At 35.2% G+C, this 16,490-nt stretch carries 14 protein-coding genes and 1 tRNA gene; 3 read left to right on the forward strand and 12 right to left on the reverse strand.

Annotated elements, in window-relative coordinates; all coding sequences use genetic code 11:
* Positions 1-180: 180 nt before the first annotated feature.
* The 5 genes from ACQ4M0_RS05735 to secB all read right to left on the reverse strand — a co-directional run bounded on the left by ACQ4M0_RS05735 (position 181) and on the right by secB (position 8,984).
* Positions 181-1,638 carry a leucyl aminopeptidase gene (locus ACQ4M0_RS05735; protein WP_007302471.1) on the reverse strand — a complete coding sequence of 486 codons (1,458 nt, stop codon included), beginning with the start codon at positions 1,636-1,638 and terminating at the stop codon, positions 181-183.
* Positions 1,639-1,773: 135 nt separating this feature from the next.
* Positions 1,774-2,415 (reverse strand): protocatechuate 3,4-dioxygenase, encoded by a 642-nt coding sequence (locus ACQ4M0_RS05740; protein ID WP_012481990.1) that lies wholly within the window; start codon positions 2,413-2,415, stop codon positions 1,774-1,776.
* Between the two features lie 166 nt (positions 2,416-2,581).
* Positions 2,582-5,722 carry a bifunctional proline dehydrogenase/L-glutamate gamma-semialdehyde dehydrogenase PutA gene (gene putA / locus ACQ4M0_RS05745; protein ID WP_438456375.1) on the reverse strand — a complete coding sequence of 1,047 codons (3,141 nt, stop codon included), beginning with the start codon at positions 5,720-5,722 and terminating at the stop codon, positions 2,582-2,584.
* 127 nt (positions 5,723-5,849) lie between these two features.
* Positions 5,850-8,474 (reverse strand): aconitate hydratase AcnA, encoded by a 2,625-nt coding sequence (gene acnA / locus ACQ4M0_RS05750; protein WP_264685510.1) that lies wholly within the window; start codon positions 8,472-8,474, stop codon positions 5,850-5,852.
* A 6-nt stretch (positions 8,475-8,480) separates the two neighbouring features.
* The gene (secB, locus tag ACQ4M0_RS05755; protein ID WP_007302467.1) at positions 8,481-8,984 is read right to left on the reverse strand and encodes a protein-export chaperone SecB; all 504 of its coding nucleotides are present in this window, start codon (positions 8,982-8,984) and stop codon (positions 8,481-8,483) included.
* Positions 8,985-9,148: 164 nt separating this feature from the next.
* Here secB and ACQ4M0_RS05760 point away from each other — a divergent pair, with 164 nt between their 5' ends.
* The 3 genes from ACQ4M0_RS05760 to ACQ4M0_RS05770 are packed head-to-tail and all read left to right on the forward strand — an operon-like array spanning position 9,149 to position 11,147.
* Positions 9,149-9,808 carry a Tim44/TimA family putative adaptor protein gene (locus ACQ4M0_RS05760; RefSeq protein WP_007302466.1) on the forward strand — a complete coding sequence of 220 codons (660 nt, stop codon included), beginning with the start codon at positions 9,149-9,151 and terminating at the stop codon, positions 9,806-9,808.
* Positions 9,808-10,512 carry a DNA polymerase III subunit epsilon gene (gene dnaQ / locus ACQ4M0_RS05765; protein WP_007302465.1) on the forward strand — a complete coding sequence of 235 codons (705 nt, stop codon included), beginning with the start codon at positions 9,808-9,810 and terminating at the stop codon, positions 10,510-10,512. Before ACQ4M0_RS05760 ends, dnaQ begins: the two co-directional genes overlap by 1 nt.
* Before the next feature lie 35 nt (positions 10,513-10,547).
* Entirely contained in the window at positions 10,548-11,147 is a 600-nt protein-coding gene (locus tag ACQ4M0_RS05770) for an SCO family protein (protein WP_007302464.1), read from the forward strand.
* Between the two features lie 52 nt (positions 11,148-11,199).
* Here the strand turns inward: ACQ4M0_RS05770 and rnc are convergent, their stop codons facing one another.
* The 7 genes from rnc to ACQ4M0_RS05805 all read right to left on the reverse strand — a co-directional run bounded on the left by rnc (position 11,200) and on the right by ACQ4M0_RS05805 (position 16,266).
* Complete coding sequence (gene rnc, locus ACQ4M0_RS05775; protein ID WP_012481989.1) at positions 11,200-11,892, reverse strand: ribonuclease III; 693 nt, start codon at positions 11,890-11,892, stop codon at positions 11,200-11,202.
* Between the two features lie 92 nt (positions 11,893-11,984).
* Complete coding sequence (locus ACQ4M0_RS05780) at positions 11,985-13,052, reverse strand: quinone-dependent dihydroorotate dehydrogenase (RefSeq protein ID WP_007302462.1); 1,068 nt, start codon at positions 13,050-13,052, stop codon at positions 11,985-11,987.
* Positions 13,053-13,124: 72 nt separating this feature from the next.
* Positions 13,125-13,922, reverse strand: coding sequence for a hypothetical protein (locus ACQ4M0_RS05785; protein WP_438456376.1), 798 nt, complete (start codon positions 13,920-13,922; stop codon positions 13,125-13,127).
* A gap of 107 nt (positions 13,923-14,029) precedes the next feature.
* Positions 14,030-14,101, reverse strand: a tRNA-Cys gene (locus tag ACQ4M0_RS05790).
* Positions 14,102-14,106: 5 nt separating this feature from the next.
* Positions 14,107-14,997, reverse strand: coding sequence for a class I fructose-bisphosphate aldolase (locus tag ACQ4M0_RS05795; RefSeq protein WP_213863897.1), 891 nt, complete (start codon positions 14,995-14,997; stop codon positions 14,107-14,109).
* Positions 14,998-15,055: 58 nt separating this feature from the next.
* The gene (locus ACQ4M0_RS05800; protein WP_438456377.1) at positions 15,056-15,313 is read right to left on the reverse strand and encodes a hypothetical protein; all 258 of its coding nucleotides are present in this window, start codon (positions 15,311-15,313) and stop codon (positions 15,056-15,058) included.
* Positions 15,310-16,266 carry an IS5 family transposase gene (locus ACQ4M0_RS05805; protein ID WP_213863789.1) on the reverse strand — a complete coding sequence of 319 codons (957 nt, stop codon included), beginning with the start codon at positions 16,264-16,266 and terminating at the stop codon, positions 15,310-15,312. Before ACQ4M0_RS05805 ends, ACQ4M0_RS05800 begins: the two co-directional genes overlap by 4 nt.
* Between the last annotated feature and the right edge of the window lie 224 nt (positions 16,267-16,490).

Here is a 16,490-nt window from a genome sequence, read left to right on the forward strand (position 1 = left end):
ATAGTCCATCATTACAATCATCATTTGAACAAAATACTTTCTCTTGATGCTGCTCAAGTGTGTAACTTTAGAATCCCCAAAAAAGAAAATGTAAGTTACTTTGATGATATCATTTTCTACGTCTTATAAATAGACATTCATGTAGCCGTAAATTAAGCTATAAACTCAATACAAAGATCCTTAATTATTAATCTCATAGTACTTCTCAACCAACTTATTTAGCAACCTTACACCGAAACCTACTGCCCCTCTTGGAGAAATATCAGTGCCTTTTTCGTGCCAAGCAGTGCCTGCAATGTCTAAATGTGCCCAACAAGTGTCGTTTACAAAACGCTGTAGAAACTGTGCAGCCATTATACTATCTCCACCAGAACCTGCAGGAGCTATATTTTGCACATCAGCAATCGGCGAATCAATAATTTTGTTATAAGTTTCATTCATAGGAAAACGCCATAATTTCTCATTTACTTCATTTCCTACATCAATCAGATGATTCGCTAATTCATCGTTATTTGAAAAAAGACCAGCATATTCATTATTTCCCAGTGCAACCACTATAGCACCAGTTAAAGTTGCAAGGTCGATCATAAATTTCGGTGCAAATCTATCTTGTGTATACCATAAAGCATCTGCAAGTATGAGCCTTCCTTCTGCATCAGTGTTCAACACTTCTATCGTCTGTCCAGACATCGAAGTTACTACATCACTTGGTCTTTGAGCATTACCGTCCACTGCATTTTCTGCAAGTGCAACTACACCAACTGCATTTACCTTTGCTTTTCGTCCAGCTAGAGTACGCATCACCCCAACCACAGTAGCAGAACCCGCCATGTCATATTTCATTGACTCCATGCCACGCGAAGGCTTGAGTGACACTCCACCAGTATCAAACGTTATGCCTTTACCCACAAAAGCTACAGGCTTTTGTTCCTTGAAAGCTCCATTCCATTTGATCACTACTAATTTTGGCTCTTTACTACTTCCCTGTGCTACCCCAAGCAATGCTCCCATTTTTTTCTCTTCCATCTGCTTCTTACCAAGCACTTCGATTTCAAGGCCAAGCTTAGTAAGCTCGGTTTTTATATAATCAGCATAGGATTCTGGATATAAAACATTAGGTGGTTCAATGGTAAGAGTACGTGCAAGAAATATGCCTTCACCTTCTTGTCTTAAACGCTCAAATGATTTTTCAGCACTACTGAATTGCTCATCTTTCGTTAGCACTGTGATCTCCTCTACTTCTGTAACTTTTTCATCCTTTTTGGTTTTATACTTATCAAATTTAAAACTGCGCAAAAATGCACCGTATGCAACATTTGCTGCATTGCCTTCGATTGAGATTGCCGCTCGCTTGATTCTTAATCTGCTTAGCTCACAATATATTTTACCACCAATATTTAATCCTTTGCTTTCATCCCATTCATCTCTCATTCCAAGACCAGCAACTATAATATTTTTTCCCTCTGATGAAGTAACGGAGAAAAATTCACCAAAACCTCCATTAAAATCACTAAATTTCTTGATGTTATCTATAGCTTGCTTATCTTGTAGAACATTAGTTATGAGCTTATCACCCTCAAAAAAACCTACCACTAGCGTCTCAAAATCGGGTAAAGCTTTAGAAATTGTTATCTTCATCGTTGACATCTCCGTTGCAAATAATTGTAAGCTGCACATAAAGCATAGTAAAAACATTAGTAAGATATTTTTCATATACATTTTAAGTACAATAGCGCTTAAGACTACTATGAACTCCGCTGATATGCAAGGGCTTTATCTTTTATCAGAAAATTTGTTATGCCCACCTAGGGTTATATTAAATGTGTAGGTCTTCATAGCCTGATTGTTATAAGTAAATGGTGCTATCAGAAGGCTTGCAAGTCCACTCTCAATAAGATTACCAAGAAGAAGATCATCACAGTTATCGCAATTATGATCAGCAAAAAACATTTGTGTTGTGAATTCTGGAAAATCTGGATGTTGGACCAAAAAGTTGATGTGTGGAGCCCTATCACCAATTTTACCTGGTACTATTGTAATAAAATTATAATAGCCAAGGTTATTTACTACAAATCTTCCTGATCCAGCAAAATTTGGATCAAGCTCCACATTTTCATCATAATAGCTCATGCCAAGTGAGTCTGCGTGCCATATAGAAACCACAGCATTTTGTATCGGTAAGCAATTTACATCAGTAACTCTACCCACTACATTTATTAATTCTCCTGATGCATTATTTGGAGAGCCAGGTTTTCTTCTTAAATTATTTGAAGAGTTAAAGCTTTTTGGCCTTGTTTCAAGATCATAAATCCCTGGAGTTTCAATACAATTAAGCAAAATAGGATCAGCTGCAAATAATGACAAATCGAATATAAATTGTACTAAAAACGCTAATAAGATATTTTTTACATTCATTTTGTTTATAGTGCTTTTATCAGAATTATAGCAACCTTTTTCTTTTATTAAAGACAAGACTTTCTTTGAAGCCTCCTTAGAATCACAACTATCCTTTCAATGTATGAGTTTTAGGTTTTAGTACTGCATACACAACTGCACGGACTTCCAATTTAGAAATTGCAAATCAATCCAAACACGCAAGTTTAATGTTACCGCCACATGCTGTAGTGTTGACACTTACAACCTTTTCTATAGAAAAACGTTGCAGATAATTAGGACCACCAGCTTTTGGTCCGGTACCTGACAGTCCTCTACCGCCAAATGGTTGTGTCCCAACTGCTGCACCTATTTGATTGCGATTGATGTATACATTTCCAACTGATATTTTCTTGCTTATTAAAGCGATCTGACTTTGTACACGGCTTTGCAAAGAAAACGTAAGTCCATATCCTGTATTGTTTATATCACTTATAACTTCATTTAACTGCGACTTATTAAAACGTATGATATGTAAAATAGGCCCAAACACTTCTTGCTTTAATTGCGAAATTTTTTGTATCTCATAAATGTACGGAGGAAAGAAATAACCATTATAAGAATTTGTATCCATTGGTACCTTGAACAAAAGGTTTGAATCTTCATCCCTTGATATTTTTTCCGTATGTTTAGTGAGCATATCAATAGATGCTTTGTCAATTATTGGACCAATATCTGTGCTCAGTTGTATTGGGTCACCTATCTTTAGTTCTTGAGCTGCATTGCATATCATTTTTACCTGTTTTTCTGCTATATCTTCTTGAATAAATAGCACTCTGAGAGCAGAACAACGTTGACCGCCACTGCGAAATGCAGAAATTAAAACATCCTTAGTTACCTGCTCTAAAAGAGCAGAACTATCAACAATCATAGCATTTAATCCACCAGTCTCAGCGATAAGTGGCACAATAGGACCATCTCTACTAGCAAGCATTCGATTAATTATTTGAGCAGTTTGTGTTGAACCAGTAAAAGCTACACCGGAAATTCTATTATCTGGTACTAATGTTTTACCTAAATACCAACCATCCCCTGGAATAAGGTGTAGCACATTTTTTGGTATTCCAGCTTCGTGTAGTATCTTAACGGCTTCATAGGCAATAATCGGCGTTTGCTCTGCCGGTTTTGCCAGCACTGCATTACCTGCTGCAAGTGCAGCTGAAACCTGTCCAATGAAGATAGCGAGTGGAAAATTCCACGGTGATATGCATAAGAAAACTCCTCTGCCTTCAAAAAAGATGAAGTTATCTTCACCTGTTGGACCTGGCAATTTTTTCCAGTCATTCAGTTCATTTTTTGCTATCATTGCATAATAGCGCAAAAAGTCGATTGCCTCTCTTACTTCTGCTATTGCATCGGATAAAATTTTTCCTGCTTCTACAATCAGAATATAAATTAACTCTTTCATCCTTTCCTCAAGCAAATCTGCAGCTTTTTCAAGGCATTTAGCGCGCTCTTCTGCTGAAACATTCTGCCACTTAGTAAAAGCACTATGTGCTATTTCAAGAGCATTTAAAGCATGAGCACTTGTTGCACTTGACACTTCTCCAATTACATTTTCCAAATGTGCAGGATTCACTACTTCGGTAAATTCCGCACTGTCAAGAAACGACTCTCCATCAATTATTGGGCCAACTTGCCATTTCTTTTCACTAAATTCCCTTATATCATTTGCAAATTGTGAAACTGCAATTGAATCGCTAATATCCATTCCCAAGGAGTTTTTTCTTTCCTCTCCAAAAATATCTCGTGGCAACGGAATGCTTGGATGAGGCTCATATTCTAAGCTTTTTACTTTTTCTAATGGATCTGAGACTAATTCTTCAATTTTAACGTCAGAATCATTTACTTGATTGACAAACGAGCTATTAGCTCCATTTTCAAGAAGACGCCTAATAAGGTATGGCAATAAATCACTATGTTTACCAACTGGTGCATATATACGACAATTGATGCTTGTTGCAAGTTCTGAAATTGCATAATCATACAAACTTTTACCCATTCCATGTAAGCGCTGAAACTCAAACCCAGGATGATTTTTATCGGCAAGCTCTATTATAGTAGCAAAAGTATAAGCATTATGAGTTCCAAAACATGGATAAAAGTGATTCTCTTTGCTTAAAAGTTTCTGCGCACAGGCAAGGTAGCATACATCTGTGTGGCTTTTTCTAGTAAACACCGGATAACCAATTAACCCTAATTCTTGTGTGCGCTTGATTTCCGAGTCCCAATATGCTCCTTTCACAAGTCTCACCATAACCTTATGCTTTGATCGAATGGCAACATCTTCAACAAAATCAAGAACAGACAAAGCACGTTTTTGATACGCTTGCACAGCTAGACCAAGCCCTTCCCACTCAGAAAGTGACTCATCAAGACGCAACTGTTCAAATAACACGAGCGACATCTCAAGCCTTTCTGATTCTTCTGCATCTATACAAAGTGAAATGTTATATTTCTTCGCTTCATGACACAGTTCCAGCAACTTAGCTCTCAGCTCTTCAGCTATATTACCAAATTGGCTAAATTCATAACGTGAGTGCAGTGAAGACAATTTGATTGAAACCCCTTGAGATTTAAAGCAATCATTTATGTCAGCAGATTCACCTATGGCTTTTATTGCATGCATGTATAAATTAAAATACTCTTCCGCATCCTCAACTGTGCAAGCAGATTCACCAAGCATATCAAAAGAGCATAAATACTTACTGTAGTCATCTGATTTCACACTTTCCAATGCTTTTTCTATAGTTTCTCCAACAATAAAATGCTTGCCAAGAATGGATATTGCTTGTTTCACCGCTTTGCGGATTATTGGCTCTCCTAAATTTTTCAATAACCTGGAAATTATGTGATAGAATTTTGAATCCTCTTCATTGTTTCTCAATATACTGCTTCCTATAATTAAACTCCATGTAGAAGCATTAACAAACAATGAAGAGGAACGCCCCAGGTGTTTATTCCATTCTTGGTTGGCAATTTTATCTTTGATCAATTCATCTATTGTGTAATCGTCTGGTATTCTAAGTAATGATTCAGCAAGACACATTAGCGCTACTCCTTCTTCGTTAGAAAGTGAGTACTGTTGTATAAAAGAATCTATAATGCCTAATTTACTACCTCTAATCTTTTCGACAATTTGTTTTGCAATATTGTAAATTATGTTTTTTGAATCAGCCGAAAGTTCTGATTTTTCTACAAGATAGCGTATGTGACTTTTTTCATCAGCACGATAAAATGCCTGCAATTGTTTTCGTAATGCGTTAGGTTCTTGTATAGAACTGATCATAATTATCTACAAAACACCCTTTACCATATATAAGATAAGATTATATCATAACTTTACATCGAATAAATTACTATTTAAATAAAGAGCCAGAATCGATTCAAAAAACCTAGTTGATGACTGTGATAGCTCAAAAGGACTGCGCAAGTATATAGCTCAACACTCCACCACTAATCAAGTACTTAACCTCAGTTGCAGTTTGTACACAGCACTTGAGTTGAATGGATTGCTCTGAATCATCCTTTCTTTTAATGATACATTCTAGATTTCCATTTGGTACTACTTCACCTTTTATGCTCACTATCTCACTACCATCAAATATCTTTCTCGTTACTCCATCCTGAAATGCAAGTGGAAGAACACCCATACCGACCAAATTGGACCTATGTATGCGTTCAAAACTTTCTGCAATCACAGCTTTAATTCCCAGCAATGCAGTACCCTTTGCTGCCCAATCCCTACTTGAACCCGTACCATATTCTTTTCCTGCAATGACAACTAATGGAACAGCTTCTCTTTTATATTGCATTGCTGCATCAAAAATTGACATAGTTTCTTGAGAAGGAATATGTTTTGTATAGCCACCCTCAGCGCTCACCATTTTATTTCTTATTCTGATATTAGCAAAGGTTCCACGCATCATTACGTTGTGGTTACCGCGGCGAGATCCATATGAATTGAAATCTTGCGGTTCAACTCCAAGACCTTTTAAATATATGCCTGCAGGACTATTTGAGGCAATATTTCCAGCAGGGGAAATGTGGTCGGTAGTGACGCTATCGCCAAACATCGCTAGTATTTGCGCATTCTTTATATCAACTATGTTGCTTTTATTGTTCTTAGTCGATAAATTATCAAAATAGGGAGGGTTTTGTATATAAGTGCTTTTCGCGTCCCAATCATAGATTTCACCTTTCTCACACTTTATCTTTTGCCAATGCTCATCACCAGAAAAAACATCCTTATACTTTTGTATGAACATTTCACGCGTCACAACACTTTTAACACAGCTCTCAACTTCATTATTTGTTGGCCATATATCTTTGAGATAGACATCATTTCCATTCTTATCTTTGCATATTGAATCTTTTGTCAAATCAATTTGCACAGTGCCTGCAAGTGCATATGCAACAATAAGTGGCGGAGATGCCAAGTAATTAGCTTTGACTAACGGATGAATTCTTCCTTCAAAGTTACGATTGCCAGACAAAACTGCAGCAACAGTTAAGTTTTTGTTTTTTATATCATCCTCTATATCCTTATTAAGTGGACCAGAATTTCCAATGCAAGTTGTGCAGCCATATCCAACTAGATTAAAACCCAAAGCATTTAGATCTACCTGCAATCCAGACTTTTCTAAATATTCTGTCACAACTTGTGACCCTGGAGCAAGAGAAGTTTTAACCCAAGGCTTTGATTTTAATCCAAGTTTAATTGCATTACGAGCTACAAGACCTGCAGCAATCATCACACTTGGATTTGAGGTGTTAGTGCAGCTTGTTATTGCTGCAATCACTACGCTGCCACTCTGGAGCTGATCGCCGTAGATAGGTTCCAACGGAGGTCTGTTTGTCTCATTAATAGGAAAAGATGTAGAAAAAGATTCCGCTACTTCTGAAAGGAAAATCTTATCCTGTGGTCTTTTAGGACCAGCCATCACTGGCTTTACGCTTGATAAATCAAGCTCTAGTGTGTCAAAAAATGCTAACTCATTACTGCTACGCCACAATCCCTGCTCTTTTGAATAGACTTCAACTAATTTGATCAGCTCTTCTGGTCGCCCTGTTAAATGTAAATAATCGAGTGTTTTCTGATCAATTGGAAAAAACCCACAAGTTGCACCATACTCTGGAGCCATGTTAGCTATGGTTGCTCTATCTGCCAAAGATAAATAATCTAAACCATCACCATAAAATTCTACAAATTTGCCAACAACGCCTTTTGTTCTCAGGATATTAGTAATCGTTAGCACTAGATCAGTTGCTGTTACTCCCTCTGAAAGTCTTCCTATTAATTTAAATCCTACTACTTCTGGAATTACCATACTAATTGGTTGACCAAGCATCACAGACTCAGCTTCTATTCCACCAACACCCCAACCAAGAACCGATAAACCATTTACCATAGTAGTGTGACTATCTGTACCGACTAAGGTATCTGGATATAGAACTCCGCTATCGTTACATACAACTTGCGCTAAATATTCAAGATTCACTTGGTGGCAAATTCCAGTACCTGGTGGCACTACTCTAAAATTTGTGAAGGATGACTCTCCCCATTTTAAGAATTGATACCTCTCCAAATTTCTTTTTACTTCCAGTGCAACGTTTTTACCAAATGCAGAAGTGCTTCCGTAACTATCTACTTGAACAGAGTGATCGATCACAAGATCAACAGGTACAGATGGATTTATTTTGCTGGGGTTACCTCCGTTTTTCTTCACATAATTACGCATTGAAGCTAAGTCAACGACAGCAGGAACTCCTGTGAAATCCTGCATCAAAACCCTTGCTGGCTTGTAGCTAATTTCGTGATTAATGTGTTTCTTGACGCAATTTGCTAATATCTTTATGTCATCTAATTTAACGCTTACTCCATCTTCGTTGCGCAATAAATTTTCAAGCAATACCTTGAGTGAACAAGGCAATTTTGTTAAATTTACTCCTAAAAATTTACCAGCGTTACTTAGGTTAAAGTAGTTATATAACCTTCCATCAATATTTAAAGTCGTCTTTGCATTTAAAGAATTGTTCATCCTGTATTAGTTAAAATTGGAATTACTAGCGCTACTTTTTTGTTGTTGACTTTGCTGCTGATACATAGTTTCAAAATCTATAGGATCTAGCATAAGTGGAGGAAACCCACCACTACTTGTAGTTCTTGCAATTATTTCTCTTGCAAAAGGGAAAAGAAAAGTAGGTCCACCAATAAATAAAGCTTGTCTCACCTCTTCCTCACTTAGCTCTGTAAAATTTTCTATTGAAAAAATACCGCAATACTTTACCTCGCAAATGAAAGCTATATCATCTTTTACATCTTCATCTTTTACCGTTGCTTTGGCTTCTATATGCAAAGTAATTTCATGAAAAGGCTTTTCTTCACTTATTCCTTTTTTATTTTCTGTTCCTTCTAATTTTGCTGAATTAATATTAACCATTACATTAATATCAGGAGCTTTACTAGAAGGAAGGAATGGCGAATTTGGATTCTCAAACGAAAAATCTTTGACATACTGACCATGAATTTTCATTTTGTGTTGTGACATTTCTTACGTCTCCTTTAATTAAGTTGAGATGTTTAATACTTTCTTATATAATATATTCATTTACAAATGAATAGTAAACCTAACTATAGGTTAATATGAAAAACATATTTTTATCAATAATTAATAATATTTAGATACTTTATATATCAAGGAGTTAAGTTACCATGATAGAGCTTGTAATATATGCTTTACTAGCGGCGTTTATTTTTTCACGCTTATATAATTCTTTAGGAAGATCAGCCAGTCTCAACCTAAAAAAGCTAACAGGTGTATTGGATGTAAGTCAAAGTAAAGAAGATGTGGTAGAAAATATCGAAGATTATATTTATAGCAACGACAAAAGTTCAATAGAAACTACTTATGAACAAATATTACAAAAAAACAAAGAGTTTTCTATTTCCAATTTTATAGAAGGTTCAAGCATAGCTTTTGAATTAATAATAAAATATTTTAACCAAGGAAATTTACCTCAATTAAAATCCCTTCTGGACAAAGACTTATATAACAGTTTTGTGGATAAGATTAAACATCGTAAAGAGACACATGAGTCCATAATTGTTTCTATCGTTTCACAAAAGATCTTAGAAATAAAGTTAGTAAAAAACGTAATATTTATTGCAGTATATTTCCTTTCAGAGCAAATTAACTTCGTTAAGAATAACGAAGGAAACATCACATCAGGTAGCATGTCTACTATTAACAAAGTTGAAGATGTATGGCAATTCAAAAAAAATATTAATTCATCAGATCTAACTTGGTTACTTGTTTCTATTAACTATAAGAAGGCAAGTACTGATAAAAATTTAACAACAAATGACAACTGATGAAAAGTAGGCTACGAGAAATAGTACTTGATACTGAAACTACAGGTCTTGATACTAAATCTGGCCATCGAATTATTGAGATAGGATGTGTAGAACTAATTAATCGTATTCCAACAGGTAAAACATTTCATCGATATCTCAATCCAGAAAGAGATATACCTTACCACTCATTTAAGATTCATGGTATTAGTGAGGAATTTTTGGAAGATAAACCACTATTCTCAGATGTTGCACTTGAATTTCTTGACTTCATATCCAATGACATTTTGGTGATTCATAATGCTGAATTCGATGTTAAGTTCCTTAATATGGAGTTAGGCAAGTTAAATGCTGGGTTAATTTCCTCAGATAGAGTGCTAGATACATTACCACTTGCAAGAAAAAAGTTTGTAGGATCACCTGCTTCTTTAAATGCATTATGCAAGCGTTTTGATATATCGCTAGAAGGTAGAGAGTTACACGGAGCATTAGTTGATGCTCAATTGCTTGCAAAGGTCTATGTTGAGCTTACAGGAGGATTGCAAACCTTTTTATTTAATAATGAATGTGCTCAGGACAATAACTCTACGTTTATTCAACATAAAGTGCGTAATTTAGCTCGCAGAGAACATTCACCAAGTATTAAAGAAATTGATGAGCATAAGAAATTGTTAGATAAAATTAACAACCCACTTTGGAAGGAATATATTGAATCAATCAACTAATCAATATATGATTTAACTTTATTGGAAACGCTTTAATGATAAAGTTTATAAGGTTATTGTCTAGTTTGCTAATAACAGTAGCAGCTATCTTCTTAGGTTATTGTTATTTTACTAAGCAAGGCATATTTGTTTCACAAAATACAGAAATTAAAATAGGTGGGGATTTTTCTTTGATTAACCAAAACGGGCAAATAGTACGCAGTAGTGATTTCAAAGATAAGTATATGATGATTTTTTTTGGATTTTCCTCATGTAAAAGAATTTGCCCTATGAACCTTGGAATAATTTCAGAAACACTTGCAAAGTTAGACGAGAAAACTGACAACAAGCTACAAACATTTTTTATCACAGTTGATCCTGAGCGCGATAATACAGAAAGGCTTAAAGAATTTCAGCAGCAATTTGACCATAGAATACAAATGCTCACTGGTGAAAGACAAAAAATAGATGAAGTAGTTGCAAAGTATAAAGTATATGCAAGTAAAGTAGATGGAGAAGAGGAAATTAACCATTCTTCAATGATATACCTTATTAGCCCTGAAGGAAAATATGTCACACACTTTGTAGCTGATTTAAATTCAGATGAAAGTCAATCTGATAAGATTCTGGCTGAGATAAAAAAATATGTAAGCTGAACTAAAGAGCTTAGCTTACTTTAAATTTATGCTAACAGCTATTTTGATTAAACTAAGTCGTTTTTTTAATTTTTTCTAGGATCAACTCAGCAGCTTTTTGTTCAGCAATTTTCTTACTAGGAGCGCATGCAGAAACTTTGTCATAACTCTCTATGCAAACTGATATAGTAAATTCAGGATTGTGTGCTGGTCCAGTTTGTTTTACAAGCTCATACTTCGGTAAAGGTAATTTATTTCTCTGAGTCCATTCTTGCAGTGAAGTTTTAGGATCTTGAGGAGGATCGAGGATGTCCTTAGCTAGCTTTTCCCAATGTCGGATAATAAATTTCTCAACACTCTCAAGTCCGCCGTCAATATAAATTGCACCTATTAGTGCTTCAAGCGAATTTTCTAAATTTTTTAAGTTACATTTTCCTCCGTTACAACGTTCACTATTATTCATGATAATAAAGTTACCTAACTCTATTTCTTTAGCAACATTAGCAATGGTACTGCCACAAACTAAATCCGTTTTTCTTTTTGCCAATGCTCCTTCTTTTTCTTCAGGAAACATTTTAAACAGCATAACAGACACAACCATATTCAAAACACTATCGCCCAAAAACTCTAGCCTTTCGTAGCTTACAACCTGGTCTTCGCTATTTCTCTTATTTACGCTTGGGTGAGTTAATGCCTCTTCTAATATTGCATAATCTGTAAATTTATAATTAATAACTTTAGATATTGTATCGTTCAAAACTCTCATATTAATCATTCAATAGAAAAGCACTCTCTATCATACCTCTACACTAAAAAGTTAGCTCTACTTTACTAAAACAATATCAATAACTTCCAAAATTAATGTATACAACCCACTGCTTCAGTAATGTTACTAAATCCATCTCTTTTTACCAATTCTGCAAGCTCCAGATTGATTTTGTTCACAACTTGATGCCCCTGGTATACAAGAGCAGTGTACAGTTGTACTAAAGAGGCTCCTGCCTTTATTTTTTCATATGCATCAACACCACTTGAAATTCCTCCGCATCCTATCAATAGAATTCTGCTTTTAGTAAGCTTGTACATGTCACTCAATAACTCGGTTGAAAGTTGAAATAATGGCCTGCCGCTCAACCCACCACTCTCATTATAGTAAGAATCTCGACTTATCGTAGTGTTGCTTACTATTAAGCCGTCAATTTTATATTCTAGTGTAAGCTCAGCGATATTTTCTTTTGTTTGCTGATCTATATCTGGAGAAATTTTTAATATTATCGGTATGGATTCAGAGCTATCGATTGATTTCCGGGTTAGAGTGATAGATTTCAACAATTTGGATAATTCTTGTTTATTGTGCAAATCGCGCAAGTTAGGTGTGTTTGGGGATGAGATGTTCAGTACTATATAATTGCTCTTTCCATATACTATCTTTATTAAGTCAACATAATCGCTGATTTGGTCCTTTGATGTACTGTTTCTTCCTATATTTATACCAAAAATACAATTACCAAGTTTAGTTTCACTTATCTGTTTAAGAAAATAGTCTACTCCTTTATTATTAAATCCCAATCTATTAATTATTCCTTCATCTTTAATTAATCGAAAAATTCTCGGTTTTTTGTTTCCATATTGGGGATGTTTAGTTACAGTACCAGCCTCAATAAATCCAAAACCAAATGAGAGCATCGGCTTTACAACTTCCGCATTTTTATCAAAACCTGCAGCAAGACCTACAGGACTCCTAATTTTATTACCAAAAAAGTTTACATTTAAAGACTTAGGTAGTTCTATAGGTTTCCTACAGGGCATCTTTTTTAACGCCGTTATTACCAAGGAGTGAGCGATTTCAGGCGGCAGTAAAAACAATAAATTACGTAATATCATTTTGTAAAACACTTTGCTTATTTTTAGTTTATTTTTTACCATGCAACAAGAATAACTTAGAAAGCTTGAGGTTTATCAAAATAGTAAGTATATAGTTTCTATGGGTAGTAAAAACTAATTTTTCTGAAGGGAAACCAGAACTTGATCAGTATTTTCATCTACTAATTCGAGGTAGCCAAATTTGTTAATTTGAGATTTTATTAGTATAGGAATCTTATTTCGATTTAAATAAAATCCCTGTTTTGATTGTTTATTAATCCGCAACCTTACATCCCCATTTTTCCAAGCAAGCATCTTATTTATTCCAGATTTTTCTTTACAATTATCTTCATTTACAAATCCTAAGTATTCATCTTCTGAAGAAGATATTGCAATCTCGCATATTCTATACCCTACCCAATTCCCTAGATATGGATCAGTATCGTCTTTTTCGTGAAGCTTGAACTCTCCTTTGACATATTCCCATGGAGCTTTTGCATCACCTACCTTTTTTAGAAAGAGTACGTCCTGATCAAAGTTTATAATGGTCCTTGTATGAAATGTTGTTAAGCTTGTGTCCCATAATAGTTTTTCTGTGATGCTAAAATGCTCTTTATCCTTTTGCATATTTTGAAATGATACGATTATCACATCTGCTCCAACTTCTCTTCCATAGTTAACATATTGACTAGCACGCCCATGTTTGGCTGTGAATGATGACTTACCTATTAACAGAAAGTCATTAAATAACGCATTATATATACTCTGTGCACTGTAAGCTGTACCGACGTAAACCGGCTGTTTGTTGGATGAAGGGTACTTTTCTGGTGCAAGATGAGTATACGAGCTCTTTAATAAATAGTGAAAAGTGCAACTGGTAAGCAAGAAGGGCAAACCAATCAATAATAAAACTTCTGTTAATCTCTTTGGCATTTTACTGCTTATATTTTGAATATAGTATCTTATTTTTTTAAATATTTCATTAAAAGCCACACTTCTTGTTAAAATTTCAGAAGAAAAAACGATCTAATTGGAGTAAGAGGCCGGGACCGGAATTGAACCGGTATAAAAGGATTTGCAGTCCTCCGCATAAGCCATTCTGCCACCCAGCCGTTTTTTATGCGTAGATATTAATTATATCTTTTAGCATAGATAAAGCATCCTCTTTTTTTCTTTGAAAAGTGTTGCGCCCGATAATTGAACCATTACCACCACCTTGCTTAATTTCTTTTGCCTCATTGTATATATCATCCACTGACTTTGACTCACCACCAGAGAAAACTACTATTCTTTTTCCTGCAAAGCAAGACTTTTTAATATATTCAATTCTTTTAGATAATGATTCAATATTTTCTATTTTTTCTCTTTCCAGATGATTGGTTGGAAGTTTTACTTTTATTATGTTGGCACCGAGCAAAGCCGCTATATGCGCAGCATAGGCAATCACATCAACTGCTGTTTCACCTTCTTTGGAAACCCCTTCACCACGTGGATAAGACCATAGCACTACAACAAGGCCACAAGATTTAGCCTCAGCTATAATTTTGCGAGCTTCTTCCATCATATCAAAACACTTAGCAGAACCAGGATATATAGTAAACCCAACAGCCATGCAGCCCAAACGCAGCGCATCTTTTACAGAGGCAGTTATTGCTTGATCTGAAGTTAAGCTTTTTGAGTGCAAAGAGTTAGCGCTATTAAGCTTCAAAATAAGTGGTAGCATTCCAGCATAAGTTGAAGCACCAGCTTCGATCATACCAAGCGGAGCAGCGTATGCACTTACTCCTGAATCAACTGCAAGCTGAAAATGATAATGTGGATCGTAAGCATTAGGGTTAACTTCAAAACTTTTTATTGGTCCGTGCTCAAATCCCTGGTCTACAGGGAGAATTACTAACTTGCCAGTTCCACCAAGTTTCCCATGCATAAGAATGCGAGTAAGATTCGCTTTTACTCCAGGGTTTTCACTTTCGTAGTAACTTAGGATTTGTTTTACTTCTTCACTCATTAATATCTTCAAATTTACTCAAAGTGTAGCAAAAACTATAGTTGAAGCAAAGACCTTTTTATGCTCTTGTTCCTACGCCTATATTTAAAGGTGTAACTTTAGGATCAGTAGTATGCTGTTGTGGTTTTTCTTGAACTAAATCTTCAAAATACATTTTAACAATAGGAAGAACGAGCGGCATAAGTACTAATTTGTAGTCATACCATGCAAATTTTTCTTTATAACTAAATTCCGCATCTTCTTCATATAAACACTGGATACAGTATGGCTTTGTTGCACAGCTCTTCGGATAGTGGGTAATGTATAATAAATTCATGAAGCTATATCAAACTTAGCCATGCCTATTTCAGTAAATTTGTTAAGCAAATAACACTTGAGTAGCAGTTCCTTCTCACGATTAATCTCAGATTTATTCCTAAAACTAAATCCAAATATTTGCTTCAGTCGCGAGAAAAAACTTTCTATATAAGATCTCTTCCAATAATTTATCTCTTTTTTCCACCTCTTCATACCATCTTCATCATATGACTTTATGAGCTTGATTGTAGAATTTCTCTCATTCATATAATCCAACTTTGGATGCTCTACTGCATTATTTTGCGGAGGAATCCTTGTCTTTATGTCAAGCTCATCGCACAGTTTGTATAACTTCTTTCGATTATATGCCCTATCTGCATATATCGTGCTTATGTTATACTTGGTATCCACTCTTTCAATAAGATCACAGGCTCCATAGTGGTCGGAATAAACTCCACTACTGTATTTTGCAGCTATAACTTTTTTACTACCTATCTCTAGCATTACATGTAGCTTTCTTGTTTGCTCATAGCGGCGATACTTTCTATCTGTACCATTTGCCTTACTATGGCCTGGAATATTATTGTAGATGCTGATACCTGTACTATCTATAGCAATTTCAATATCTTCCATATCGTTCTTATCAACTCTGCAGTCGTTGATTTTGATATTAAGCTTTTTAAACCTTCTTGAAGCCTGCGAATAGCTGATAATTTGCAAAATTTTCCCTATTTGCTCAAGATATTTCTCTATAAATCCCACTGTTTGCCTAAGACCAATCCTGAATAGATAGGTTATTATGTGAATTAGAATCACTACTTTGTCGCTGTAGACATTGTTGCCACCTGCTACTTTTGGACTATTTTCGTACCAATTTTCAATGGCATCGTTGATATAATGAAAAACATTTCCCCTTTCTTGAAGAAATTTGTTATATTCATTGCAGTTACTGACTTTCATTCTTATTGGCATATTTTTCCTTTGTCGGCTAAATATCTATTTTATAACAAATTCCATCAGTAACTGCCTGTTCTTTCCTTGAGTGGTGCAACAAAGCCATTCCAGTGTCGGAGCACTGGAATGACAGAAGAAGGAAACACTCGGATAGGGGCAATTTTAATGATACCAATCATAGAGATCAGCTACTCTGATGACAACTTTTTATCCAAATAGTTTTATTGATGATATTAAAGATT

Source organism: Wolbachia endosymbiont of Kerria lacca (assembly GCF_051602725.1).
Classification (GTDB): Bacteria; Pseudomonadota; Alphaproteobacteria; order Rickettsiales; family Anaplasmataceae; genus Wolbachia.